This is a genomic window from Bradyrhizobium sp. ISRA430, assembly GCF_029909975.1.
Lineage (GTDB): Bacteria > Pseudomonadota > Alphaproteobacteria > Rhizobiales > Xanthobacteraceae > Bradyrhizobium.
The window spans coordinates 4813086-4839351 of record NZ_CP094516.1 but is presented as its reverse complement, the minus strand read 5'-3'; the positions used below and the strand labels follow the sequence as shown (position 1 = coordinate 4839351).

The window sequence follows — 26266 nt, the reverse complement described above, 5'->3', positions numbered from 1 at the left end:
GCAGGCAGCGGAGGGGAAGCGACAAGGAGGGAATGGCATGGCCCGACCGGCGGTGCTGACGGTCGCTGACACGATCGCGAAGAGCTTTCTGCGCGCCGCTGAGACGCGGGGCGACCGGCCCGCAATTCGCGAGAAGAAGTTCGGCATCTGGCAGCCGACGAACTGGCGCGAGTGGCTCTCGATCTCCAAGGAGATCGCCTATGCGCTTCATGCGAGCGGCTTCATGCCCGGCGATGTCGCCTCCATCATCGCCAACGCGGTGCCCGAATGGGTCTACGCCGACATGGGCATCCTATGTGCCGGCGGCGTCTCGTCCGGCATCTATCCGACCGATGCGTCGGCTCAGGTCGAATATCTCGTCAACGATTCCCGCACGAAGGTGATCTTCGCCGAGGACGAAGAGCAACTCGACAAGATCCTCGCCTGCCGCACGCGCTGCCCGACCTTGCAGAAGATCATTGTGTTCGACATGGAGGGCCTCAGCGGCTTTACCGACGACATGGTGATGTCGCTGGACGAGTTTCGCGCGCTCGGCCGCAATCACATGGTCGGCCGCGAGGCGCTGTGGCAGGAGATGATCGACAGCCGCAGCGCAGGCGATCTCGCGGTTCTCGTCTACACCTCGGGCACGACCGGCCCGCCCAAGGGCGCGATGCATGCCAACCGCAGCGTGACGCATCAGATGCGGCACGCCAATGATTTCATTCCGGCGAGCGAAGACGAGGACCGGCTGATCTTCCTGCCGCTCTGCCACGTCGCCGAACGGGTCGGCGGTTACTACATCTCGGTCGCGCTCGGCTCGGTGATGAATTTTGCCGAGAGCCCGGAGACCGTGCCGGACAATCTGCGCGAGGTGCAGCCGACCGTGTTCCTGGCGGTGCCGCGGATCTGGGAAAAATTCTACTCCGCCATCACCATCGCGTTGAAGGATGCGACGCCGCTCCAGCAATGGGTCTATCGTCGTGCCATCGACATCGGCTACCGCATGGTCGATTGCCGGCTCGAGGGGACGACGCCGTCGCTGTCGCTTCGCTTGGCCAACCGTCTCGCCTACCGGCTGGTGTTCCGCAACATCCGCCGCATGATCGGGCTCGACCGCTGCCGCATTGCGTACACAGGGGCAGCACCGATCGCGCCCGACCTGATCCGTTGGTATCTCGCGCTCGGCATCGACATGCACGAGCTCTACGGCCAGACCGAGAATTGCGGCGTCGCGACCATGATGCCGACGGAGCACATCAAGCTCGGCTCGGTCGGCAAGGCGGTACCCTGGGGCGAGGTCGCGCTCTCGCCCGAAGGCGAGATCCTGATCCGGGGCGACTTCCTGTTCATGGGCTACCTGAACCAGCCGGAGAAGACGGCGGAGACGATCGATCCGCGCGGCTGGCTGCACACCGGCGACGTCGGCACCATCGACAACGAAGGCTTCGTCAGGATCACCGACCGTATGAAGGACATCATCATCACCGCCGGCGGCAAGAACATCACGCCCTCGGAGATCGAGAACCAGCTCAAATTCTCGCCCTACATCTCCGACGCCGTCGTGATCGGCGACAAGCGGGCCTATCTCACCTGCCTTGTCATGATCGACCAGGAGAACGTCGAGAAGTTCGCCCAGGACCACGACATTCCCTTCACCAATTATGCGAGCCTGTGCCGGGCGATGGAAATCCAGGACCTGATCTGGCGCGAGATCGAGCAGGTCAACGCGAATTTCGCCCGCGTCGAGACCATCAAGAAATTCTACCTGATCGAACGTCAGCTCACTCCGGAGGACGAGGAGCTGACGCCGACCATGAAGCTGAAGCGCAGCTTCGTGAACAAGCGTTACGCCGCCGAAATCGACGCGATGTATCGCGAGCGCGCGGTGGCTTGAGAGCGCATGCCCCGGAAAGTGGAAGCAGGTTTTCCGGCACGGGGTGTGCGCAGAAAAGAAGCGAAGCAGCGATGGCCCCGCCCTTCGCACAACACGGGCCCAAGGAGAGGAGACGTCAATGTCGAAGTCGTTGAGGGCGTTCGGCCTTGCGGTAGGCGCGGTGGCGCTCACCCATCTGCCGGCCGCGGCGCAGACCAAGGTCACCAATGAAGGCATCTCGGGATCCGAGATCGTCATCGGCACCCATCAGGATCTGTCGGGTCCGATCAAGGTCTGGGGCGTACCGGTCTCCAACGGCATGAAGATGGCGGTGGAGGAGATCAACGCGGCCGGCGGCATCAACGGCCGCAAGATCAAGATGATCCTGGAAGACAACGGCTACGACCCGAAGAAGGCGGTGCTCGCCACGCAGAAGATGGTCGAGCGCGACAAGATCTTCGCGATGATCGGCCCGATGGGCTCGCCGACGGTGCTGGCAGCGCAGGACACGCTGTTCGACGCCGGCGTGCTTCAGCTCTTTCCGCTGACGGCGGCCGAGTTCACCTTCAAGTTCGATCCGGCCAAGCCGCAGGAGCGGCTGAAGTTCAACAACCTGCTGCCGTACGTCGAGAGCACGCGGGCCGCGCTCAAATACATGATGGAGTGGAAGAACTTCAAGAAGCCTTGCATCATGCACCAGGACGACGAGTACGGGAAGAACGTGCTCGACGGCTTCAACCAGCAACTCACCGCCATGAAGGTGCAGCCTGCTTCTGTGACGAGCTACAAGCGTGGCGCCTCCGATTTCAGCGCGCAGGTCGCCAAGATGAAATCGGACGGCTGCGATCTCGTCGTGCTCGGCACCGTGATCCGCGAGACCATCGGTGCGATGGGCGAAGCAAAGAAGCTCGGCTGGGACGTCACCTTCCTCGGCGCCACGCCGACCAACGTGCTGGAAGTGCCCACCCTCGGCAAGGACGCGGTCGAAGGGCTCTACGCCGCGAGCGGCTTCGAGATCCCGTACGAGGACACGGCCAAGGGCAAGGTCCATGACTGGCTCGTCAACTACAAGAAGATGTTCGGCACCGACGCCAATACCCAGGCGATCATCGGCTATAACGCCGTGATGACCTTCGGCTTCTATGCGCAGAAGGCCGGCAAGGATCTCACCGGCCAGAAGATGCTGGACGCGCTGGAGTCCGGTGACAAATTCCTCGACATCTTCAATTCGCCGCCGACCAAGTTCTCCAAGACCGACCACCTCGCCAACACCATCACCCAGGTGCAGCAGGTCAAGGGCGGCCGCTGGGTGCTGGTGAAGGACAATCTGATGTTCTGACTTCACCTCTCCCCGCTTGCGGGGAGAGGTCGGAATTCAAGCGAAGCTTGAATTCCGGGTGAGGGGGGCTCTCAGCGAGTCCCTCTTGAGCCGAATTTGCGGAAGCAGCCCCTCACCCCAACCCTCTCCCCGCGAAGAGCGGGGAGAGGGAGAAGGACCTACGACCCCCCGCTCGCAATCCCCGAGTTCACCGGCGCCAGCTCGTCTTCGCGGCATCGCCAACCGTCGGCGGCTTTCACGAAGGCGAAAGTCCGCTGGATCCGCAAGCGGCGCGTCACGTTGAAGGCTTCTGCGGAGCGCTCCCTGTTGGCGGCGCCCGGCTGCGGACGGCCGGACCTCGTGTCCCAGCAGGTGCCGGTGCAGGTCGAGGCAATCTTGCTGCAGGCGGTGAAGGGCGCCAGCACGACCATTTCGATCTCGCCGGTGACCTGTGCCTCCTGCTCGGTCACCTGACTGTCGACCGCGAAGACGCGGTTGATCCGGACGAAGTTGCCGCATGAACTCGCCGCATGAATTCGCGCCGCGCAGAAGTCGACGGCATCGGTGTCGGGGAGCTGCGCCGCGATCTGCCGGCCGAACACCTTCTTCGGATCGCCTTTGGCGGCGGCGATCTCCGCGGTCTTGCTGCTCAGGTAGTCGGCGAGACAATCTTCCGCGGGCGAAAGCTCAGCAAGCGGCACGTTCTCCTTGCCGACCAGATTGCATTTGCGGTCGCGCTCCCTGGTCCAGCGTCCGTACTCGGCGAAGGCAAAGCGCGCCTCGGTCGGGTTCAGCTTGTTGATCAGGCCGAGGACCTCTTTGTTGAGCTCCGTTTCGGTCAGCGCCAGCGCCGGGTCGGCGCAGATCAGCGCGCCCGCCGCCGTGTTGGCGGCGAGGCAGTCGAAATCGGGATCGCGCAGGATGGCGGCGCGCTCCTCGGTCACCTTGAGGAGGCAGGCCTTGACCCGTTCGACATCCTCGTAGCGAACCGCAGCCTGGCCGATGATTCCGCAACCGAGACTGCGCTGGCGGATCCAGATCGCATTCTCTTCGATCGCGGGCAGGCGATCGGGCAAGCGAGCCAGCCGCGCTTCGATCGCTCCGCTCAATTTCTCGGCAGCGGCGGCGAGCTGGGCATCGCCGCAGAACATTTGATTGGCGGGATCGCGGTTCTGCGCGCAGTTGTTCTTGGTGAACAACGGCAGCTTGTCGGCGATGGAGCGATCGGACGTGCCGGATTGCGCGAAGGCCGGCGACGCCAGCAGCGCAAGCACAGTCAGCACGATGAACCGCATTCCGTTGCCCCCCAGCATGGTGGCGGCCATGCTAGCTTCCCCGATCGCGCGGCGAAATGCCTTTGTGGCGGTACGGGCTACAAGTCGCCCGGCTCAGTGCATCGCCGCGCTTACGGCGACCAGCGACACGCGCACCGGCTCGTCGACATATTTCAGCACGGCGGATCGATAGAGCACGAACAGCGGCTGATAGCTCCGGGCGTCCTCGTCCTCGACCATCGCCATGCGGCGGTTGTCGAGCATCAGCCAGCGGCCGTCGAGCCGCGCGGCCGCGACCGCGTGCTCTGCGCCGGAGTGCGTGTCGCGCACCACCACGATGCGGAGGTCTTCGGCCGCAACGCCGGCGAGCCGCAACGCAGCCAGCTTGGCGATGGCGTAGTCCTCGCAGTCTCCGGTGCCGCGCTGGAAGGTCGCAAGCGGTGAGCTCCAGACATCCTCAGCGCCGTCATTCGCAGCCTTGATGGCGAGGTTGATGGCGCGATTGGTCTCGCCCAGCCGCGCGCGTCCGTCGCGGGCGCGAGCCCGGTCGACGATGGCGAGCAGCTTGAGGGCCGCGGGCGAGGCGCAGTTGTCGCGGTCGCCGTCGCAGAGCGCGAGCTGCACCATGTCGTCATCGATCTTGTCCTTCAGCGCGGACCATTTCTGCCGCAGGCTGCCGGTGGAGATGGCGAAGGCGAACACGCCGAACGGCTCGGCCGATTTGCGCACCAGCACGGCGGATCCCGGCGACAGCAGCGTGCCGGCGCGAAGCTCGGCGTTTGGTCCGAGCAGGCTCAATCCGCACAGGACCAGGATTGCGCGCCAGGCGCGCCTGCGAGCTGTGGTCTCCATCTGACTTCCCCTTCCGGCTTCGTCAGATCCCCTCGACCTGTCCGTGCCGGGCTTTGTTGCTTTCGCGCAGATGGTGCGAGGCGGGGCGTTTTGGTCAGCTTAACGCGCGCGGCGGAGGGCGCCAAAAACCAATAACAGACTGAAATCAGACTAGACGTTTTGGGTAAAATTTTACGGATCGGCCGCAACTGAGGCCGGAGTTGCCGTGAAATGGAACCAATTGCCGGTGCAGGCTGTGGAACAATTGATTCTGCGTTCTATGGCTAACGGGCCGCTAATTTCACGGGTTCTGTTAGCTGCCTCACAGTTTTAGTTCCGTGTTTGCTGCAGGATGCTGCAGGGCACCACGAACCAAAGATGACACAAGTAATCGCCGCCGAACTTTGACGGCAGTATACTTCAAAAGACGAAATATGCGTCTGAATGAGCTGAATTCGACTGGGGAACCTCGAAAATTTACCTTGCTTCCTCTCCGGTCCCACTACCCGGATCGGGGTCGGGTGGTCTTGTGATGCGAAATCACACAAGCAATAGACGGTTTCACTAAGGACTTGGTAATGATATGCAAGCTTAGGCGGGGCCCGCGCGCCCGATACTTATTTCAATATTAACGTTTTTACGGTGCCCCGTTGAATTACTACGCTGGCAAGCTTGACGCCGCGCTCTCCTTGGATGGCCAGGGTTTACACCCGCCCGCCGACGTCCATGTCGATTCCTTCACGGCGAAATCGCATGGTCATGTCCCGGACGGCGCCGTCGTTGTTCCCGATCCGAACCTGATCTTCCACGGTGAGTTCCGCCGCGCCGGCGTCGATCTCGTGCTGTCCAACGACGGTCATGAGTTCGTCGTTCACGATTATTTCAAAGGCGACAAACGCGCGGCGATCGCCTCACCGGACGGCGCGCATCTCACCGGCGACATCGTCAGCGCGCTCACCGGTCACGTCCAGTACGCGCAGGCGGCGGCCGGCGCGGCTGGCGCGGAGGTCATCGGCCACGTCACGAAGCTCGCCGGCAGCGCGACCGCGGTGCGCAACGGCGTCTCGATCATCCTGAACAATGGCGACAACGTCGAGAAGGGCGACGTGGTCTCGACCGGCGCGGATTCGACGCTCGGCATTACCTTCATCGACGGCACTGTGTTCGGCCTGTCCTCCAACGCGCGGATGGTGCTGAACGACATGGTCTACGACCCCAATGGGTCGAACAACTCCTCGCTGCTCAGCCTGGTCGCGGGCACCATCACCTTCGTTGCCGGCGAGACCGCCAAGCACGGCGACATGAAGGTCGACACGCCGGTCGCCACCATGGGCATCCGCGGCACGGCGGTGCTGACCCAGATCAATTTCATCGTGCCCCCCGGCGGCGGCGATCCGCAGCCGCAGGCGAACTTCCAGGTGCTGGTCGAGCCCAACGGCACGACCGGCTCCTACATCCTGTTCGACAAGATCACGCTGCTGCCGATCGCGACCGTCAACCAGGCCGGTCAGATGATCCAGATCAGCGGCGGCAACGTCTCGGTCAGCAATGCGCTGCTGTCGCCGGACGTGCAGAAGCTGATCACGGATGTGTTCACGCTGAAGTTCACCGACAACAACAGCAACACCAAGCTGACCACGAACTTCACCGATACGATCACGCAGACCAGTGACGGTCTCGTGATCAAGACGGCCGCGGGCTTTGTCGCGATCCCGACCTTCGTCAATCTCAACCAGCTAGGTCCGACGCCGCAGGCGCCCGCCGACCATACGACGTCGAACGACCGCATCCCCGGTCCGCCCGAGGCACGGAGCCTCAATCTCGACGGCAATGTGCAGACGGCGTTCCTGCTCACCGAGCGCGCCGACAAGACCGGCGACGCGACCGATCTCGACACGGTCAGCGGCAGGATCACCTTCCTCGACTTCAATCGGGGCGACCAGCCGACGGTGCAGGTCGATCTCGCGCCCAACTACGTCTACAAGAACGCCGGCCAGCAGGACGTCACCGCCACGCTCACGGCGCTGCAGCAGCAGGACATCGCGGCGACCCAGATCAAGATCGCGGTCGTGCCCGATGCAAACAACCACAACAACGGCTCGGCGGTCTGGACCTACAGCATTCCCGACAAGAGCTTCGACTTCCTCGCGGCGGGCGAGACGCTGACGCTGACCTACGTCGTTCGCGTCGACAATAATTTCGCACCGAACAACGAAACGACCTACATCCCGATCACCATCACGATCACCGGCACCAACGACAAGCCGACCATCGCGACGTCGGGCGGTACCGTGATCGAGCAGATCGGGACCGGCAACACGGTTCTGGATACCATCACCGGCACCGTCACCTTCACCGACGTCGATTTGACCGATCGGCCGATCGTGAGTGCGGCGATCTCGTCGACCCAACCGTTCAAATATCTCGATGCGCAAGGCCACGATGTCACGTCGTCACTGACCCCGGAGCAGTTGGCCGCGATCGCCGCCGTCGAGGTGCCGCTCACCGTGGTGCAGGCCGCGGGCAATGCCAACAATGGTACGGCCAAATGGACCTATAGCGTCGCCGACCACTTTTTCGATTTCCTCGCCGACGGCGAGACGCTGGTCCTCAATTACGTGGTGCAGGTCGATGACGGGCACGGCGGCGTCGTCAGTACGCCGGTCACCGTCTCTATCAATGGCGCTGACGTTAATATCGAGGGCACCAACGACGTGCCGACGATCGTCGACCAGTCGACGACCGCGACCGGAGCGCTGACCGAGGATGCGGCGACGACGCTGGCAGCGAACGGCACGATCACCTTCCGCGATCCCGACCTCACGGACACTCACACGGCGAGCTTCGTGCTGAAGTCGTCGGATGCACACGCCAACCTGCCAGGCTATTCGGAAACCGCGCCCCTCAGCGAGATCGGGACGTTCGCGCTGACGGCGGTGACCGAGCATCCCGGCGTCAGCACCATCGGGTCGGTCGGCTGGAGCTTTACGCTCGACGACTCTAATCCGGTGCTGCAGTCGCTGGCCGAGGGCCAGACCATCACCCAGGTCTACACCGTCACCGTCGACGATCATCACGGCGGAACTGTCGGCCAGGACGTCACGGTCACCATCACCGGCACCAACGACGCCCCGACCATCACCAGCAGCGCCGCCGCGGCAACGGGCAAGGTCACCGAGGACACCGGCCTGACGCTGTCGATCGACGGCACGCTTACGATCCAGGATCTCGATCTGATCGACACCCATACGGCGCAGGTGGCGTTCAAGTCGTCGACGTCGAATGCGCATCTGCCCGGCTTCGGCGACGGCACCGATCATATCGGTACCTTCACGATCGATTCGTCGGTGACCGAAGTGAACACCGACACCGACAACGGTGCCTCGCTGGGCTGGCACTTCACGCTCGACGACTCTAATCCGGTGTTGCAGTCGCTGGCCGAAGGCCAGACCATCACCCAGGTCTATACCGTCACCTTCACCGACGACCACAATGCGACGGTGTCGCAGGACGTCACGGTCACCATCACCGGCGTCAATGACGCGCCGACGATCACAAGCGGTGCGGCGGCGGCAGCGGGCGACGTCACCGAGGATACGGGCCTGACGCTGTCGCTCGACGGCACGCTGGCGATCCAGGATCTGGATCTGATCGACACCCACACGGCGACATCGACGTTCAAGTCTTCATCCGTCAGCTCGGCTCTGCCGGGCTTCGACAGCAGCTCGCATATCGGCACCTTCACAATCGATCCGTCGGTGACCGAGCTGACCACCGACACGGACAACGGCGCGACGCTCGGCTGGCACTTCACGCTCGACGACAGCGATCAGACGCTGCAGTCGCTGGCCGCGGGCCAGACCATCACTCAGGTCTACACCGTCACGTTTGATGATCACCACGGCGGCACAGTCAGCCAGGACGTCACCATCACGATCAACGGCGTCAACGACGCCCCGACGCTGGACAACGCGTCCTTGCCGTCCGTCGCCGGCAACGAAAGCAATCCGGGCGGAGAGGCCATCAGCGTTCTCTTCGCGGGCAAGTTCCACGACGTCGACAATGGTGCGAGCCTGAAGGCGGTCGCGGTGACGTCGGATGCCGCAACCTCCGCACAGGGCGTCTGGCAATACGAGGTTGGCGGTCAGTGGGTCGACATCGGATCGGTCGATGATGCGCATGCGCTGGTGCTCAGCCCGGATACGCTGATCCGCTTCGTGCCGGCCGACGGTTACACCGGTACGCCGGGCGCGCTGGGCGTGCACGCCCTCGACGACACTTATACGGGTGGTGTCACGTCGCCGGCGACGATCGACCTCACGAGCACAGGCACCGGCGGCCCGACCCCGGTCTCGCACGACGTCACCACCATCAGCACGGAGGTGACGGCTCCCGTGGGCGGACCGGTCATCGACACCGAAAGCTTCCAGGTCTGGCATAGCAACGAGACCAACACCGACCTCATCACCAATCTCCGGGTCGTCGATACCGATTCCGGCGCTTCGACGGATACCTTCACGGTCACGGCACTCACCGCGCATGAGGGCAGCAGCGTCGATGTCGATCCCACGCCCCGCTCGCTCGACGACATCAACCTCGCCTTCGAGAACGGCATCACCTACAATCCCGGCGTCCCGGCCCCGCTCGACGACGAGATCACGCTGACCGTCACCGATTCCGCCGGTCACTCCGATGTCGTTCACTTCATCTTCAACGAGGCGGGCGATACGAGCAACGGCATCACGCTGCAAGGCACGGACGGCAAGGATGTCATCTTTGCGACCGAGACGAACGACACGCTGATCGGCGGCGCCGGCAAGGATCAGTTCGTGTTCTCGCCAAACGCGTCGGGTGCCGACGGCCAGCACATCATCAACGATTTTGCGACGGGCGTGGACAAGATCGACCTGCGGCAGTTCTCGGACGTCAGCTCCATCAACGATCTCGTTATCACCCAGCAGTCCGACGGCACAGGCACGCTGGTGACGTGGACCCAGCAGGTCACCCCGTTCGAGAGCGCGCCGGTCACCGAGCATGAATCGATCTTGCTAAAGAGCGTGGTCGCCGCAAACCTCAAGGCGAGCGATTTCATTTTCCACATCACCTGAGGAACGCCTGGCCTCCCGGCGGGGCGGCCCGCCTGGACCGCGGCAAAAAACCTCAATCTTGCACCGCCGGGGAATAGCCAATCGCGCGACTAGGCGCCATGATCGGGGCCTGTGGCGTGACGCAGGACAGGAAGTCCGACCAGAATGAAGCGCTTTAAGACCCTGCGGCGGTGGTTCGCGCGGAAGTTCGGCTTTGCGCGGCTGATGTGCCTGGCGCTGCTGATCGGATTCGCCGGGCTTCGCCTCTGGGATCCGCCGCCGATCCAGGAGCTGCGCCTACGCACCTTCGACATGTTTCAGCTCATCGATCCGCGCCATAAGACGGCGCGGCCGGTCACCATCGTCGACATCGACGACAAGAGCCTGGCCAGGCTCGGCCAGTGGCCGTGGCCGCGCACGCGGATCGCGGACATGATCCTCGGCCTCACCAACCTCGGCGCGGTGGCGATCGGGTTCGACGTCGTGTTCTCCGAGGCCGACCGGCTCAATCCGGACATTGTCGCGAGCCAGATGCGCTATCTGGACGACGTCACCCGCGCCAAGCTGCGCGAGCTGCCGACCAACGACCAGATCCTCTCCGAAGCCATCAAGCGCTCGCGCGTGGTGCTGGGCGAGACCGGACAGCCGGCTGCGACCGCCGAGATCGACAAGACACTTCCCTTCACGGGCGTCGCCACGGTCGGCGAGGAGGGCGCCGAGCGCTTCCTGTACGCATTCCCCGGCCTGCTGCGCAATGTGCCCATCATCGAGACGGCGGCGGCCGGCCGCGGCCTGTTCACCATCAAGACCGAGCGTGACGGCCTGATCCGCCGCGTGCCGATGATCATGCGCGCGCAAGGCAACATCATGCCTTCGCTCAGCCTCGAGATCCTGCGGGTTGTCACCAGCACGCCGACGCTCCTGGTCAGGACCGACAAGACCGGGATCAGGGCGGTCCGCCTCAAGGGCCTCGAGATTCCGACCGACAAGAACGGCCAGCTCTGGGTTCACTATGCCCGCCAGGATCCCTCGATCTATGTCTCGGCGGCCGACGTGCTTGACAACAAGGTGTCGCCCGGCAGGATCTCCGGCAAGCTGGTGCTGATCGGCACCTCCGCGGTCGGGCTCAACGACATCAAGACCACGCCGGTGTCGTCCACGATGCCGGGCGTCGAGATCCATGCCCAGGTGCTCGAAAGCGTGCTGAGCGGCGCGGTCATCTCCCTGCCGAACTACGCGCTCGGCGTCGAGCTGCTCGCGGCGCTGGTCATCGGCCTCCTCGTCATCGCCTTCACGCCGAATCTGGGACCCGTGCGGCTGGTGCTCGCGGGTGCGATGTTCGCGGCCATCCTGATCGGCGTGTCCTGGTTCTTCTACGCGCGGTACCGCTACCTCATCGACTTCACCTATCCGCTGTTGTCGACCACCGCGATCTATCTGACGCTGATCTTCGCGAGCTTCGTCCGCGAGCAGCGCCAGCGCGTGCAGATCCGCGGCATGTTCGCGCAATACATGTCGCCGGTTCTGGTCGAGCAGCTCGCGCTCGCGCCGGAAAAGCTCGTCCTCGGCGGCGAGGAGCGCGAGATGACGATCATGTTCTCCGACGTGCGCGGCTTCACCACGATCTCGGAAACCTACAAGCACGATCCGCAAGGGCTAACCGCCCTGATGAACCGTTTCCTGACGCCGCTGACCAACGTGATCATCGAGCAGAAGGGCTATATCGACAAATATATGGGCGACGCCATCATGGCGTTCTGGAACGCGCCGCTCGACGATGCGCAGCACGAGATCAATGCCTGCGAGGCCGCGATCCGGATGCTCGAGCAGATCGAAATGGTCAACAAGGAGCGCGAACAGGAGGCCGCCGAGGGCGGCCATGTCTACATTCCGCTCAATGTCGGCATCGGCCTTAACACCGGCATCGGCGTGGTCGGCAATATGGGCTCGGACCGCAAGTTCAACTATTCGGTGCTCGGCGACAGCGTGAACCTGGCCTCGCGCCTGGAGGGGCAATCGAAGGAATACGGATTCCCGATCATCGTCGGCTCCTCGACCGCGCTCGCCGCCAAGGACAAGTTCGCGATCCTCGAGCTCGATTTCATCATGGTCAAGGGCAAGACCGAGCCGGAAGTCATCTATGCGATCGCCGGCCGCGAGGACGTGATGCACTCGGCGGCCTTCCAGCGCCTCCGCAACATCACCATCGAGATGCTCGGCTGCTATCGCAGCCGCAACTGGCAAGGTGCGCTCGGCGCGATCGAGCGCGGCCGTCGCAGCGAGGACGCCGACACGCTGGAAAAGCTGTTCAAGCTTTACGAGGCGCGCATCAAGGACTTCCAGCTCAATCCACCCCCCGACGGCTGGTCCGGTGCTTATGCGCTGCTGACGAAGTAGCGGGGCTGCGCTGCGTGCGTGAGCTCCGCAGGAGCCTAAAGCAAGGTGTCGGTCCCGGCCTGCGCCGGGACGACAGAGTTATTTGTGGTTGCGATGTGCCTCAACTCCCTCACTCCACCCCGATCGTGGTCAGGTCCTGGAACCAGTGCTGCGCCTGGACGAACTGCTTGATCCTGGGCGACAGCGCGTGCGGGTTGGTGTCGTGGACGACCCAGACCAGCACGGCGTCGTCGACGATCAGGGCATGCGCCTGTGCGATCAGATCGTCCTGCCTGACGGTGTCGAAAGTCTGCTTGGCTTCATTGATCAGCGCATCGACCTTCGGGTTCTTGTAGCCGCCCCAGTTGACGCCGACCGGCGCGATCTGGTCGGAGGCGAAGAAGCGTACGATGGCGTAGAGCGGATCCGAGGTGACATAGGCGATGTTGTTGGCGGTGATGCCTGCGTTCATTTCGTCGGCCGCGCCCTTGCGCCAATGCGTATATAACGTCTCGAGCTCGACGACCTTGAAGTCGATGTCGATGCTGATTTCCTTGAAACTCTGCTGCAGGAATTCGTTCATTGGCAGCGACAGCATCTGCCCGGTGCCGCCTTGGGCGATGATGAAGGTGGTCTTCAGCGGCTTGTCCTTGGAGTAGCCGGCCTCCTCGACCAGCTTCTTGGCAGCAGCGAGATCATACGTGATGTCGAAGCTCGGCTTGCCGAACCACGGGCTCGACGGATCGACTTGACCTTTCGCCGGCTTGGCGAGGCCGTTCATCAGGCCGACCACGCCCTCGCGGTCGATCGCGAGGTTGAGCGCCTTGCGCAGGCGAATGTCGGTCCAGGGCGAGCCGGGCAGCACGCTGAGATGATAATTCCAGACATGCGGCGTGATGTTGTCGACGATCTTCATGCCGGCCGCCTTGAGCTGCGGCACGGCGTCCGGCGCCGGCGTCTCGATCAGATCGACCTGCCCGGCCAGCAGCGCGTTGGTGCGCGTCAGCGCTTCCGGCATCGGCACCAGCACGATTCTATCGACCTTCGCAATGCGCTTCTTGTTCCAGTAGTCCGGGTTCTTGGTGAGCTCCGCGAGCTCGCGCGGCACGAGTTTTGTCAGCTTGAACGGGCCGGTGCCGGAGGGCTGGCTTGCGAACTTGTCCCAGTCCTTGCCGAGCTTGTCGTACTGCGCGGGGCTCGACACCAGGAACCAGAGCATCTGATAGGGAAAGAAGGAGTCGACCGTCTTGGTCGTGATCTCCACCGTGAAGTCATCGATCTTGGCGTAGCTCGCGACCGAGGGCAGGCGCGTCTTCACCTGCGCGCTCTGGCGCTTGTCGAATTGCGGCGCCTTGTCGTTGAGCACCTTGTCGAGATTCCAGATCACCGCATCGGCATTGAACTCGCTGCCGTCGTGAAACCTCACGCCCTTGCGCAAGCTGAAGCGCCATTTGGTCTTGTCGTTGTCGTCGACCTTCCATTCGGTGGCGAGCCCCGGCACCAGCCTGCCGGGCCGGTCGGCGACGTCCATCTCCCAGGCGACCAGCGGATCGTAGATCGTGTAGGCCGTGAACTGATAGGCGCCGGCACCGCGATCGGGCTGGCCCGTCGTCAGCGGAATATCCGCCATCGAGATGCCGTAGCGCACCACGGTTTCGGCGCGCGCCGAGATTGCAGAGAACGCCAGCACAAGCACGGCGAGGCAAATCGATGATCGAATACGCATGGCCCAAGGCTCCAAGGGAGAATCGAGAAGGGAGAAATCGGGGCCAAACTTGCAAGCTCGATGCCAGAATATGCAGCGCGACGCGTTTAGCGGCGCGCGATCACAAGGACTTGTCGTCGCATGGGCAATTTGCAGAATAAGTTTCCCCATTGGCATAGCCATTGCATACGATTGCATCAAAAATAGTCATCGAAAGCCGGAAAAGGATTGAGGCGATGCTTATTAAGAAGACTTCTCGCGCGGCGTTGATCGCGGTGCTCGCGCTCGGCACGGCGGCCACATGGCCGCGCGTTGCCAATGCCGAAACCGTGCTGCGCATCGGCATGACCGCTGCCGATATTCCGCGCACGCTCGGCCAGCCCGATCAGGGTTTTGAGGGCAACCGCTTCACCGGCCTCACGATGTATGACGGGCTCACCGGTTGGGACCTGTCCTCCGCCGACAAGGCGAGCGTGGTGATCCCCGGCCTTGCCACCGAGTGGAAGGTCGACGATGCCGACAAGACCAAGTGGATATTCAAGCTGCGTCCCGGCGTCACCTTCCATGATGGCTCGCCGTTCAACGCCGACGCCGTGGTGTGGAATGTCGAGAAGGTGCTGAAGCAGGACGCGCCGCAATTCGACGCGAGCCAGGTCGGCGTTACCGCCTCGCGCATGCCCACGCTCGCCTCCGCGAAGAAAATTGACGACATGACCGTCGAGCTCACCACCAAGGAGCCCGACAGCTTCCTGCCGATCAACCTCACCAATCTCTTCATGGCGAGCCCGGCGAAGTGGCAAAAGCTTTATGATGCCGCCGAAGGCGCCGACGCCAAGGCGAAGTCGCAAGCAGCCTGGGCCGCGTTCGCCAAGGACGCCTCGGGCACCGGACCTTGGAAAATGTCGAGCTTCACGCCGCGCGAGCGGCTCGAGCTCGTCAAGAACGCGAGCTACTGGGACAAGGCGCGCGTGCCCAAGGTCGACAAGATGGTGCTCTTGCCGATGCCCGAAGCCAATGCGCGCACCGCGGCGCTGCTCTCCGGCCAGGTCGACTGGGTCGAGGCGCCGGCGCCGGATGCGTTGCCGGAGATCAAGCAGCGCGGCTTCGTGCTCTATTCCAACGAAGAGCCGCATGTCTGGCCTTGGCAGTTCTCGCGCGTCGAAGGCTCACCCTGGAATGACATCCGCGTGCGCAAGGCGGCGAACCTCTGCGTCGACCGCGAAGGCCTGAAGGATGGGCTGCTTGCCGGCCTGATGGTGCCGGCGACCGGCACCTTCGAGCCCGGCCATCCCTGGCGCGGCAATCCCACGTTCCAGATCAAGTACGACAAGGCGGCAGCGCAGAAGCTGATGCAGGAAGCAGGTTACGGCCCCAACAAGAAGCTGACGGTGAAGGTGCAGACCTCGGCATCCGGTTCGGGCCAGATGCTGCCGCTGCCGATGAACGAATATCTGCAGCAGGCACTCGCCGAGTGCTATTTCGACGTGCAGCTCGACGTCATCGAGTGGAATACGCTGTTCACCAACTGGCGGCGCGGCGCCAAGGATCCCAGCGCCAATGGCTCCAACGCCACCAACGTCACCTATGCGGCGATGGACCCGTTCTTTGCGCTGGTGCGCTTCCTGCAATCGGGCATGGCGCCGCCGGTCTCGAACAATTGGGGCTTCATCAACAATCCCAAGTTCGATGAGCTGGTGAAAAAGGCGCGGCAGACCTTCGATCCCGCCGCCCGCGACGCCGCGCTCGCCGAACTGCACGCGGCCTCCGTCGACGATGCGGCCTTCCTCTACGTCGCCCACGACGTCGCACCGCGTGCGATGAGTCCGAAGGTCAAGGGCTTCGTGCAGCCCAAGAGCTGGTTCGTCGATTTCTCGCCGATCTCGATGACGCAGTAGCTCGCGCAACACGACCGGTGCACCCTCTCCCTTGTGGGAGAGGGTGGCTTCGCAAAGCGAAGCCGGGTGAGGGGTCTCCCTCCGCGGATGCGGACCCCTCGTTCGAAATGACTGCACCCGCGGACAGAACCCTTCATCCGGCGCTTCGCGCCACCTTCTCCCGCAAGGGGAGAAGGAAGAAAGAACCAAACGTGCTCGCCTATATCGCCAGACGCATCGTCTACGTCGTCCCGATCGTCATCAGCGTGGCGCTGGTGTGCTTTCTGCTCGTGCACATCACGCCGGGCGATCCGCTGGTGGCGGTGCTGCCGGCCGACGCCTCGCAGGAGCTCGCGGCGCAGCTTCGCGCCGCCTACGGCTTCGACCGGCCGCTGCCGGTGCAGTTCGGACTGTGGCTGCTGCGCGCGCTGCATGGCGATCTCGGCAACTCAATCGCGACGGGGCGTCCCGTGCTTGCCGAGGTCATGCGCGCGGTCGGTAACACCGTCACGCTGGCGATTGCGGCGGCCATCATCGGCTTCACGCTCGGCCTGTTGTTCGGCCTGATCGCCGGTTATTTCCGCGAGACCTGGATCGACAAGCTGGCGACGTCCTTTGCGATCGCCGGCGTCTCGGTGCCGCATTACTGGCTCGGCATGCTGCTCGTCATCATCTTCTCGGTCGAGCTGAACTGGCTGCCCGCGGTCGGCGCCGGTCCCGGCGGTTCCGGCGCCTGGGCCTGGGACTGGGCGCATCTCAAATACCTGGTTCTGCCGGCGATCACGACGTCGGTGATCCCGATGGGCATCGTCACCCGCACGGTGCGTGCACTCACCGGCGATATTCTCTCGCAGGACTTCGTCGAGGCTTTGCGCGCAAAAGGCCTGCGCGAGCGAGGGGTGTTCCGCCACGTCATCAAGAATGCGGCGCCCACGGCGCTGGCGGTGATGGGGCTGCAGCTCGGCTACATGCTCGGCGGCTCGATCCTGATCGAGACCGTGTTCTCCTGGCCGGGCTCGGGCTTCCTCTTGAATTCGGCGATCTTCCAGCGCGACCTGCCGCTGCTGCAGGGCACCATCCTGGTGCTGGCGCTGTTCTTCGTCTTCCTCAATCTGCTGGTCGATATCGCGCAGGCCGCGATCGATCCGCGCATCAAGCGGGGCTAGCCGATGAGCGAGCTTCCGTTGTCCGCGACGAGCGATGCGGCACTTCAGGCCGCGCCGGCGACCAAGGCGCGCGGCTATTGGGCGACCGTCGGCCGCCGCATCCTGCGCGACAAGGTCAGCATCGCCTGCGCGCTGGTGCTGCTCCTGATCTTTCTCTCGGCGCTGCTCGCGCCGTGGCTTGGGCTGGAGGATCCCTACAAGGGCTCGATGATCCGCCGTCTCCGTCACATCGCAACGCCCGGCTATCCGCTCGGCACCGACGAGCTCGGCCGCGACATGCTGGCGCGACTGATCTATGGCGGGCGACTGTCGCTCGTCATCGGCATCCTGCCCGTGATTCTCGCCATCGGCATCGGCACCTCGCTCGGCATCATTGCCGGCTATGTCGGCGGCAGGCTCAACACCGCGATCATGCGCACGGTCGACGTGTTCTACGCCTTCCCCTCCGTGCTGCTCGCAATCGCGATCTCCGGCGCGTTGGGGGCCGGCATCCTCAACTCCATCGTGGCGCTGACCATCGTGTTCGTGCCGCAGATCACGCGCGTCGCCGAAAGCGTCACCACCGGCGTGCGCAACATGGACTTCGTCGAGGCCGCGCGCGCCTCCGGCGCGGGTCCCTTCACCATCATGCGCGTGCACATCCTCGGCAACGTGCTGGGCGCGATCTTCGTCTATGCCACCAGCCTGATCTCGGTCTCGATGATCCTGGCCGCAGGGCTCTCCTTCCTCGGCCTCGGCACCAAGCCGCCGGAGCCGGAATGGGGCCTGATGCTCAACACGCTGCGCACCGCGATCTACGTCAATCCCTGGGTCGCCGCGCTTCCCGGCGCGATGATCTTCGCGGTCTCGATCTGTTTCAACCTGCTCTCGGACGGCCTGCGCAGCGCCATGGATATCAGGAACTAGGCCATGAGCGAAACCACCACCACTGTCGAAATGCTCGAGCCGGTCGAAGACCGCGGCGGCGTGGCGCAGCCGCTCCTGCGGGTGAGCGGCCTGACAAAACATTTTCCGGTTCGCGGCGAGCTGTTCAGCGCCAAGCGCACCGTGCGCGCCGTCGACAACGTCTCCTTCTCCGTCGCCAAGGGCGAGACGGTCGGCATCGTCGGCGAGTCCGGCTGCGGCAAGTCGACCACCGCGCGGCTGTTGATGCATCTGATGCCGCGCGATGCCGGCGACATCGTCTATGACGGCATGACCGTCGGCCGGTCGCTGTCCTTGCGCGAATTGCGCCGCGGCATGCAGATGGTGTTCCAGGACTCCTATGCCTCGCTCAATCCGCGCCTGACGATCGAGGAGTCGATCGCCTTCGGCCCGAAGGTCCACGGCATGGCTGACAGCGCGGCGCGCGCGCTGGCGCGCGAGCTGCTCGGCAAGGTGGGCTTGCGGCCGGAAAATTTCGCCAACCGCTATCCGCACGAGATTTCCGGCGGCCAGCGCCAGCGCGTCAACATCGCGCGAGCGCTGGCACTGTCGCCGCGGCTGGTGATCCTGGACGAGGCCGTCTCCGCGCTGGACAAATCGGTCGAGGCGCAGGTGCTCAACCTGCTCGCCGATCTCAAGCGCGAGTTCGGCCTGACCTATCTCTTCATCAGCCACGACCTCAACGTGGTGCGCTACATCAGTGATCGCGTGCTGGTGATGTATCTCGGCGAGGTTGTCGAGCTCGGCCCGGTCGACCAGGTCTGGGACGCACCCGCGCATCCCTATACACGCGCGCTGCTCGCCGCGATGCCGTCCTCCGACCCTGACAGGCGCACCGAGAAGCCGCCGATCACGGGCGATCCGCCCAATCCGATCGATCCGCCGTCGGGCTGCCGCTTCCACACCCGTTGCCCGTTTGCGGAACCGCTCTGCGCAAAAGCTACACCAAAGCTCACCGCGCTCGATAAGATGGGCCACGAGGCCGCGTGCTACATGGCGATCCCGGGTTCAGGCCATAGCCGCGCGCCGAGGGAGGAACTTGCATGACGAGACCAACGACAAAAGAGATCAAGGCGACGGCGCAGGTGGCCGGCATTGCCGTGGATGACGAGATCGCGACGCGCATCTCCAACTCGATCGGACCGGCTTTCGAAGGTTTCGCGGCTATCGCCGGCACGCTGCCGTTCGATCTCGAGCCCGCGCTTTACGTGGTCGCGCAGCATGTGAAGGTTTCGAAATGAGCACCGAGCCCGCCTTGATGACGCTCACCGAGGTCGCGCGTGCGATCGCGCTGAAGCAGGTGTCCTCGCAAGAGGTGACGCGGGCCTTGCTGCATCGCATCGAGCAGTGGCAACCGCATCTCAATGCCTTCATGGCAATCGAATCGGAGGCGGCGCTGAAGGCGGCCGATGCCGCCGACGCCGCGCTGGCCAAAGGCGAAGTGAGCGGCCCGCTGCACGGCGTGCCGCTCGCGCACAAGGACATGTATTACGATGCCGGCAAGGTCGCGACCTGCGGCTCGCTGATCCGCCGCGACTTCGTCGCCACCACCACGTCGACCGCCTTGCAGCGGCTGAAGGATGCCGGCCAGGTCCGGCTCGGCACGCTGCATATGGCCGAATTCGCCTACGGCCCGACCGGCCACAACAGCCACTACGGCCCGGTGTGCAATCCCTGGAATGTCGCGCACATCACCGGCGGCTCCTCGTCGGGCTCCGGCTCGTCGGTCGCGGCGCGGCTCACTTATGCCGCGCTCGGCTCCGACACCGGCGGCTCGATCCGCATGCCCGCGCATTTCTGTGGCGTCACGGGGCTGAAGACCACCTGGAGTCGCGTCAGCCGCGCCGGCGCGATGCCGCTGTCGCAGTCGCTGGACACGGTCGGCCCGCTCGCTCGCACCGCCGAGGACTGCGCGTTGCTGCTGGCATTGATCGCCGGCCCCGATCCCGAGGACCCGACCGCAAGCCACGAGCCGCTCGCGGACTATGTCGTCGCGACGAAGGGCTCGCTGAAGGGCCTGAAGATCGGCGTGCCCGCGTCGTTCTATGTCGACGATCTCGACAGCGAGGTCGCGCGTGTGCTGGACGAGACCATCGCGGTGCTCAAGCGCGAGGGCGCCGACATCATCAAGGTCGAGCTGCCGGACCAGCGGCAATTGTCCGCGGCGAGCCAGCTCATTCTCGCCGTCGAAGCCGCCGCCTTCCACAAGCGCTGGATGATCGAGCGGCCGCAGGATTATGGCCCGCAGGTCCTGATGCGCCTGCAGAACGGGCTCGCCGTTCCCGCCATCACCTATCTGGAGGCGATGCGCTGGCGCGGGCCGGCGCTCGCCGCGCACAATGCGGCAACCGCTGACGTCGATGCGGTCATCGCGCCGGCCTCGCCGGTGCCAGCGCCGACGATTGCGGAGAGCGACGTCGGCGGCGGACCGAACGCGCCGGCGCTGTTGCAGCGGCTGACGCTGTTCACCCGTCCGGTGAATTATCTCGGCCTGCCGTCGCTGACGGTGCCGTCCGGCTTCACTCAAAGCGGCCTGCCGATCGGCATGCAGCTCATCGGTCGCTCCTTCGATGAGGCGACCTTGCTCACCATCGGCGCCGCCTTCCAGCGCGTGACCGATTACCACGACCGGGTACCGAAACTGCCGTCATGACAAAGCTCGTCGAGATCTCAGGCCTCAACATCCGCTTTACCGGCGAGCGCACGGTCTTCGCCGTGAACGACCTTAGCCTCTCGCTCGGGAACAGTGAGGTGCTGGGCCTGCTCGGCGAGTCCGGCTCGGGCAAGAGCGTGACGCTGCGCGCGCTGATGCGGCTATTGCCGAGAAAGCGCACGCAGATCTCCGGCCGCGTCAACGTCATGGGCCGCGACGTGCTCGCGATGAACGACGAGGAGCTCTCCGCCTTCCGCGGCCAGACCGTCTCGATGATCTTCCAGGAGCCTGCACTGGCGCTCGATCCGGTCTACACCATCGGCGCGCAGATCGCCGAAAGCGTGGTGCGCCATGAAGGCAAGAGTTTTGCGGAGGGCAGGGCGCGCGCGCTCGAGATGCTCGAGGTCGTGCGCATCCCCTCGGCCAAACGCCGGCTGGACGCCTATCCGCATGAGATGTCCGGCGGCATGCGCCAGCGTGCGATGATCGCGCTGGCGCTGGCCTGCCGGCCGAAGATCCTGCTCGCGGACGAGCCGACCACCGCGCTCGATGCCACCGTGCAGATCCAGATTTTGCTGTTGTTGCGCGAGCTGCAGCGCGAGTTCGGCATGTCCGTCATCTTCGTCACCCACGACATCGGCGTCGCAATCGAGATCTGCGACCGCGTCGCGGTGATGTATGCCGGCCAGATCGTGGAGCAGGGCAGCCTTCGCGACATCGTCCGCGCGCCGCTGCATCCCTATGCCAAGGGCCTGCTCGCCTCCACCATCCACGGCGCGAGGCGCGGACAGCGGCTCGAGACCATCCCGGGCGCCCCGCCCTCGCTGGCGGAGAAGCCGCACAACTGCTCCTTCGCCCCCCGCTGCGCCGCGGCCCAGCCGCGCTGCCTGCAGCAACTGCCGCCGAATGTGGAGGTGGCACCCGGCAGGGCGGCAAGGTGCGTGCTGGCGGAGGCGGTGACAGCAGCTTCGTAGCGAGCTTGTTGTCGATATGACCTGGTCGATTTGAGCTGAAGTGCAGCCCAACGCACGCTGCGCTCCCTCCCCCCTTGCGGGGGAGGGCTGGGGAGGGGGTAGCCCCAAGCGAGATCGGAGTTCGTGGCTACCCCCTCCCTGCCGCTCCCCCCGCAAGGAGGGAGGGAATGAGAGAGAAGTGCGCGCCTTACTTCGCCCGCTCCTTACTTCGAAAATCTTCTGCGCCAGGACAGAAAAATCTCTTGTGCCAAGATGGACTTGTCACAATTCACCGGGCGCATCCCGGCGAGTGCCGGTCTACTTTGCATGGGGTTGTTTTCGCGATTTTTGTTTGAGGGGCAACCGGACGAAGGTGAAGCACATTCACACCTCATTCATCGCCGTTCCGGTTCCATGAGGCCGTTCGCGGAGAGGGACCTCACTCATGTACATTTCCAATGAAGGCCTGCTCGTCATCCTGTTCGTCGGCCTGATCGCGGGCTGGCTGGCCGGCAAGGTGGTGCGCGGGACCGGGTTCGGTATCATCGGCGACATCGTGGTCGGCATCGCCGGCGCACTGGTGGCGAGCTTCCTGTTTCCGAAGCTCGGCATTCGCCTCGGCACCGGCCTCGTGTCCGAGATCGTCTATTCCGCCATCGGCGCGGTCATTCTGCTGCTGGTTGTGCGGCTGCTCCGCGGCGGTGGCCGGCTTTAGCGGGAGGCTTGGCAAGTCGGAACCCGGCGCCGCTTGCAGGCTGGGGAGGGCCGTTAAGCTTGGAAGAAAAAGCCGCGAGCCTGTGAAATTCCGGACTTGCGCACGTGCGCGGTCGGGGTAGATGATGAAGTACCAGTTTCTAGGATTTATTGACTGCATTGGACAAGGGCCGAAAACGCGGTGTTAATCCGGGTCAAGTAGCCCTGAAATTGCATTTTAGATCAGGGGCTTCGCCCATTACCCGAAAGAGATCAGACTGATGGCAGCCGTTCCCGGCTTTCGCCGTTCAGAGCTCAGTGACGCTTTGCGCGCCTGTCGCACGGCGTTCATTGGCGTTGGGCTGATGAGCTGCATGATCAACCTGCTCTATCTGACTGGGTCGATCTTCATGCTGGAGGTCTATGACCGGGTGCTGCCGAGCCGCAGCATCCCGACCCTGGTCGGCCTGATCATCCTGGCCGGCGGCCTCTATATCGCGCAGGGCGTGCTCGACATGATCCGCGGGCGCATCCTCGGGCGGGTCGGCACCGCGCTCGACGAAGCTCTCAACAAGCGCGTGTTCGACACCATCGTGCGCCTGCCGCTTATGATCGGTGGCCGCAACGAGGGACTGCAGCCGCTTCGCGATCTCGACAATGTCCGCGCCTTCCTCGGCGGCATGGGACCGAGCGCGTTTTTCGATCTACCCTGGCTGCCGCTCTATCTCGCCATCTGTTTCGCCTTCCACGTCCTGATCGGCGTGACCGCGCTGATCGGCGCCATCATCCTGGTGGGGCTGACGCTGGTCACGGAGTTCATGTCGCGCCAGCCGGCGCGCGAGGCGATGGGGCTCGCCGCACAGCGCAACGATCTCGCCCAGGCCAGCCGACGCAACGCCGAGGTGCTGGTGTCGATGGGCATGGCCGGCCGGCTGAACCAGCGCTGGAGCGAGGCCAACGAAAAATATCTCACCGGCAATCAGCGCGCGAGCGACATCGCTGGCGGTCTCGGTGCGGTCGCAAAGGTGCTGCGCATGATGCTGCAATCGGCCGTGCTCGCGGTCGGTGCCTATCTCGTCATCCACCAGGAGGCGACCGCGGGCATCATCATCGCCGGCTCGATCCTGGCGGCGCGCGCATTGGCGCCGGTTGATCTCGCGATCGCGCACTGGAAGTCCTTCGTCGCCGCCCGCCAGAGCTGGCATCGCCTCAGCCGGCTCTTGGAGCAGATGCCGGCGCAGGCGATGCCGACGCAACTGCAGGTGCCCTCCAGCCGGCTGTCGGTCGAAGGCGTCTCCATTGTGCCGCCGGGCGATCAGCGCCTCATCGTGCAGGACGCCACCTTCGCGCTGACCGCGGGCAATGGTCTCGGCGTGATCGGGCCGAGCGGCTCCGGCAAGTCGTCGCTGATCCGCGCACTCGTCGGCGTCTGGCAGCCGGTCCGCGGCAAGGTGCGGCTCGACGGCGCGGCGCTGGACCAATGGTCGTCGGATGTGCTCGGCCGCCATATCGGCTATCTGCCGCAGGACGTCGAACTGTTCGGCGGCACCATCGCGCAGAACATCAGCCGCTTTGATCCCGAGGCGACGTCGGACGGCATCATCGCCGCGGCCAAAGAGGCCGGCGTGCACGAGATGATCATCAAGATGCGCGAGGGCTATAACACGCAGGTCGGCGAGCAGGGCGCTGCCCTCTCCGCAGGCCAGGCGCAGCGCGTCGCGCTGGCGCGCGCGCTCTACGGCAATCCGTTCCTGATCGTGCTCGACGAGCCGAACTCCAATCTCGACACCGAGGGCGACGAGGCGCTGACCCGCGCGATCCGCGCGGCGCGCGAACGCGGTGCCATCGTCATCGTCGTGGCGCACCGGCCGATCGGCGTCGAGGCGGTCGACCAGATCCTGGTGCTGCGCGATGGCCGTGTGCAGGCCTTTGGTCCCAAGGAGCAGGTGCTGGCCCAGGTGCTGCAGCCCCGTGTCGCGCCGCCGGCGCCGATCAAGATCGTCAGCGAGGGCGGAGTGACCAAGCCATGAGTACGATGACGATTGGCGGCACGAAGCCCGGCGCGAAGCAGGGCGTGCGGCATTCGATCAGGTTTCACCTGATCCTCGGGCTGTCGATCATGCTGATTCTGGCCGTTGGGCTGGGCGGCTGGGCATCCACGATGCTGATTTCGGGTGCGCTGATCGCGCCCGGGCAGATCGTCGTCGAATCCAACGTCAAGAAGGTACAGCACCCGACCGGCGGGGTTGTCGGCGAGGTGCGCGCCCGCGATGGCGACGTGGTCAAAGCCGGCGACATCGTAGTGCGGCTCGACGATACCGTCACCAAGGCGAACCTTGCCATCGTTACCAAGAATCTCGACGCCGCACAGGCGCGCGCGGCGCGGCTCCAGGCCGAGCAGCGCGGCCTCGACCAGATCCAGTTCCCGCAGTCGCTGCTCGATCGCGTCGCCGATCCCGACGTCAGAACGCTGATCGCCAGTGAAAGCAAGCTGTTTGACGTTCGCGTCAACGGCCGTGCCGGCCAGAAGGCGCAGCTTCGCGAGCGCATCCAGCAGCTCAATGAGGAGATCGAAGGTCTCTCCGCCCAGGAAAAGGCCAAGGACAGGGAAATCGCCCTGGTGCAGCAGGAGCTCACCGGCGTCCGCGATCTCTACGACAAGCATCTGGTGCAGCTCTCGCGCCTCACCACGCTCGAGCGCGACTCCGCCCGCCTCAACGGCGAGCGCGCGCAATACATCGCCTCGCGGGCGCAGGCCAAGGGCAAGATCACCGAGACCGAGCTCCAGATCATCCAGGTCGACAAGGACATGGTGAGTGAGGTCTCCAAGGATCTGCGCGAGACCAACGACAAGATCGGCGAGTTGATCGAGCGCAAGGTCACCGCCGAGGACCAGCTCCGCCGCGTTGACATCCGCGCGCCGCAGGACGGCATGGTGCTGCAATCGACCGTGCATACGGTTGGCGGCGTCGTCACCGCGGGCGATACCCTGATGCTGATCGTGCCCCAGTCCGACGATCTCCAGGTCGAGGCCAAGGTCAATCCGGTCGACATCGACAAGCTCCAGATCGGCCAGAAGACGCTGCTGCGCCTCTCCGCCTTCAACCAGCGCACCACGCCCGAGCTCAACGGCCTCGTCAGCCGCGTCTCGCCCGACGTCACCACCGACCAGCGCACCGGCCAGAGCTACTACACCATCCGCGTCTCGATGCCGCCGGAAGAGATCGCCCGCCTCGGCGACGTCAAGCTGATTCCCGGCATGCCGGTCGAGGCCTTCGTCCAGACCGGCGACCGCACCATGCTGTCCTACCTGATGAAGCCGCTGCACGACCAGCTCATGCGCGCCTTCCGAGAGAAGTGACGCGCAGCGTCATTTCCGATCTCGTAGGGTAGGCAAGGGCGCGCAGCGCCGTATCCACCGACCGTCCCGGCGGCAATCACGGCTTTCCACTCGTCATGGCGAGCGCAGCGAAGCAATCCAGTCTGTCTCCGCGGAGAGATTCTGGATTGCTTCGCTGCGCTCGCAATGACGGCGCGGCTTTATTCTTGCTATACTC

General features: G+C 64.4%; 17 protein-coding genes. 14 read left to right on the top strand and 3 right to left on the bottom strand.

Features of this window, described 5'->3' with window-relative positions; translation table 11 throughout:
* Positions 1-37: 37 nt before the first annotated feature.
* Both MTX21_RS23020 and MTX21_RS23015 read left to right on the top strand, forming a co-directional pair.
* Complete coding sequence (locus MTX21_RS23020; RefSeq protein WP_280966959.1) at positions 38-1876, top strand: AMP-dependent synthetase/ligase; 1839 nt, start codon at positions 38-40, stop codon at positions 1874-1876.
* A gap of 118 nt (positions 1877-1994) precedes the next feature.
* Positions 1995-3194, top strand: coding sequence for an ABC transporter substrate-binding protein (locus MTX21_RS23015; protein ID WP_280966958.1), 1200 nt, complete (start codon positions 1995-1997; stop codon positions 3192-3194).
* A 158-nt stretch (positions 3195-3352) separates the two neighbouring features.
* Here MTX21_RS23015 and MTX21_RS23010 read toward each other — a convergent pair whose 3' ends face one another.
* Positions 3353-4468 carry a lysozyme inhibitor LprI family protein gene (locus MTX21_RS23010; protein ID WP_341511650.1) on the bottom strand — a complete coding sequence of 372 codons (1116 nt, stop codon included), beginning with the start codon at positions 4466-4468 and terminating at the stop codon, positions 3353-3355.
* Positions 4469-4561: 93 nt separating this feature from the next.
* Entirely contained in the window at positions 4562-5299 is a 738-nt protein-coding gene (locus MTX21_RS23005; protein ID WP_280966956.1) for a transglutaminase-like cysteine peptidase, read from the bottom strand.
* A gap of 629 nt (positions 5300-5928) precedes the next feature.
* Here MTX21_RS23005 and MTX21_RS23000 point away from each other — a divergent pair.
* The gene (locus MTX21_RS23000; RefSeq protein ID WP_280966955.1) at positions 5929-10386 is read left to right on the top strand and encodes a VCBS domain-containing protein; all 4458 of its coding nucleotides are present in this window, start codon (positions 5929-5931) and stop codon (positions 10384-10386) included.
* Between the two features lie 144 nt (positions 10387-10530).
* Positions 10531-12762: an adenylate/guanylate cyclase domain-containing protein gene (locus MTX21_RS22995; RefSeq protein ID WP_280966954.1), complete on the top strand. Its 2232-nt coding sequence runs from the start codon at positions 10531-10533 to the stop codon at positions 12760-12762.
* A gap of 109 nt (positions 12763-12871) precedes the next feature.
* On the opposite strand, the gene MTX21_RS22990 is transcribed toward MTX21_RS22995, so the two are convergent.
* The gene (locus MTX21_RS22990; protein WP_280966953.1) at positions 12872-14467 is read right to left on the bottom strand and encodes an ABC transporter substrate-binding protein; all 1596 of its coding nucleotides are present in this window, start codon (positions 14465-14467) and stop codon (positions 12872-12874) included.
* 215 nt (positions 14468-14682) lie between these two features.
* On the opposite strand from MTX21_RS22990, the gene MTX21_RS22985 reads away from it, so the two are divergent.
* The 10 genes from MTX21_RS22985 to MTX21_RS22940 all read left to right on the top strand — a co-directional run bounded on the left by MTX21_RS22985 (position 14683) and on the right by MTX21_RS22940 (position 26070).
* Positions 14683-16341 (top strand): ABC transporter substrate-binding protein, encoded by a 1659-nt coding sequence (locus MTX21_RS22985; RefSeq protein ID WP_280966952.1) that lies wholly within the window; start codon positions 14683-14685, stop codon positions 16339-16341.
* A gap of 191 nt (positions 16342-16532) precedes the next feature.
* The gene (locus tag MTX21_RS22980) at positions 16533-17486 is read left to right on the top strand and encodes an ABC transporter permease (RefSeq protein WP_279373252.1); all 954 of its coding nucleotides are present in this window, start codon (positions 16533-16535) and stop codon (positions 17484-17486) included.
* 3 nt (positions 17487-17489) lie between these two features.
* Complete coding sequence (locus MTX21_RS22975; protein ID WP_280966951.1) at positions 17490-18392, top strand: ABC transporter permease; 903 nt, start codon at positions 17490-17492, stop codon at positions 18390-18392.
* A 3-nt stretch (positions 18393-18395) separates the two neighbouring features.
* A complete protein-coding gene (locus MTX21_RS22970; protein WP_280966950.1) occupies positions 18396-19457 on the top strand; it encodes an ABC transporter ATP-binding protein in 1062 nt (353 codons plus the stop codon).
* The gene (locus MTX21_RS22965) at positions 19454-19651 is read left to right on the top strand and encodes a hypothetical protein (protein WP_280966949.1); all 198 of its coding nucleotides are present in this window, start codon (positions 19454-19456) and stop codon (positions 19649-19651) included. Before MTX21_RS22970 ends, MTX21_RS22965 begins: the two co-directional genes overlap by 4 nt.
* On the top strand, positions 19648-21063 hold the full coding sequence (locus MTX21_RS22960) for an amidase (RefSeq protein ID WP_280966948.1): 1416 nt from the start codon (positions 19648-19650) through the stop codon (positions 21061-21063). The genes MTX21_RS22965 and MTX21_RS22960 overlap by 4 nt, the downstream gene beginning before the upstream one ends.
* The gene (locus tag MTX21_RS22955; RefSeq protein WP_280966947.1) at positions 21060-22037 is read left to right on the top strand and encodes an ABC transporter ATP-binding protein; all 978 of its coding nucleotides are present in this window, start codon (positions 21060-21062) and stop codon (positions 22035-22037) included. Before MTX21_RS22960 ends, MTX21_RS22955 begins: the two co-directional genes overlap by 4 nt.
* A gap of 424 nt (positions 22038-22461) precedes the next feature.
* Positions 22462-22731, top strand: coding sequence for a GlsB/YeaQ/YmgE family stress response membrane protein (locus tag MTX21_RS22950; RefSeq protein ID WP_279373246.1), 270 nt, complete (start codon positions 22462-22464; stop codon positions 22729-22731).
* Positions 22732-22990: 259 nt separating this feature from the next.
* Positions 22991-24739, top strand: coding sequence for a type I secretion system permease/ATPase (locus tag MTX21_RS22945; protein ID WP_280966946.1), 1749 nt, complete (start codon positions 22991-22993; stop codon positions 24737-24739).
* Positions 24736-26070, top strand: a complete 1335-nt coding sequence (locus MTX21_RS22940; protein WP_280966945.1) for an HlyD family type I secretion periplasmic adaptor subunit — start codon at positions 24736-24738, stop codon at positions 26068-26070. Before MTX21_RS22945 ends, MTX21_RS22940 begins: the two co-directional genes overlap by 4 nt.
* Positions 26071-26266 lie beyond the last annotated feature (196 nt).

Bases quoted from the DNA above. Each gene is read 5' to 3' on its own strand.
- MTX21_RS23020 (WP_280966959.1), top strand. From the start codon at position 38: ATGGCCCGACCGGCGGTGCTGACGGTCGCTGACACGATCGCGAAGAGC.
- MTX21_RS23015 (WP_280966958.1), top strand. From the start codon at position 1,995: ATGTCGAAGTCGTTGAGGGCGTTCGGCCTTGCGGTAGGCGCGGTGGCG.
- MTX21_RS23010 (WP_341511650.1), bottom strand. From the start codon at position 4,468: ATGCGGTTCATCGTGCTGACTGTGCTTGCGCTGCTGGCGTCGCCGGCC.
- MTX21_RS23005 (WP_280966956.1), bottom strand. From the start codon at position 5,299: ATGGAGACCACAGCTCGCAGGCGCGCCTGGCGCGCAATCCTGGTCCTG.
- MTX21_RS22995 (WP_280966954.1), top strand. From the start codon at position 10,531: ATGAAGCGCTTTAAGACCCTGCGGCGGTGGTTCGCGCGGAAGTTCGGC.
- MTX21_RS22990 (WP_280966953.1), bottom strand. From the start codon at position 14,467: ATGCGTATTCGATCATCGATTTGCCTCGCCGTGCTTGTGCTGGCGTTC.
- MTX21_RS22985 (WP_280966952.1), top strand. From the start codon at position 14,683: ATGCTTATTAAGAAGACTTCTCGCGCGGCGTTGATCGCGGTGCTCGCG.
- MTX21_RS22975 (WP_280966951.1), top strand. From the start codon at position 17,490: ATGAGCGAGCTTCCGTTGTCCGCGACGAGCGATGCGGCACTTCAGGCC.
- MTX21_RS22970 (WP_280966950.1), top strand. From the start codon at position 18,396: ATGAGCGAAACCACCACCACTGTCGAAATGCTCGAGCCGGTCGAAGAC.
- MTX21_RS22965 (WP_280966949.1), top strand. From the start codon at position 19,454: ATGACGAGACCAACGACAAAAGAGATCAAGGCGACGGCGCAGGTGGCC.
- MTX21_RS22960 (WP_280966948.1), top strand. From the start codon at position 19,648: ATGAGCACCGAGCCCGCCTTGATGACGCTCACCGAGGTCGCGCGTGCG.
- MTX21_RS22955 (WP_280966947.1), top strand. From the start codon at position 21,060: ATGACAAAGCTCGTCGAGATCTCAGGCCTCAACATCCGCTTTACCGGC.
- MTX21_RS22950 (WP_279373246.1), top strand. From the start codon at position 22,462: ATGTACATTTCCAATGAAGGCCTGCTCGTCATCCTGTTCGTCGGCCTG.
- MTX21_RS22945 (WP_280966946.1), top strand. From the start codon at position 22,991: ATGGCAGCCGTTCCCGGCTTTCGCCGTTCAGAGCTCAGTGACGCTTTG.
- MTX21_RS22940 (WP_280966945.1), top strand. From the start codon at position 24,736: ATGAGTACGATGACGATTGGCGGCACGAAGCCCGGCGCGAAGCAGGGC.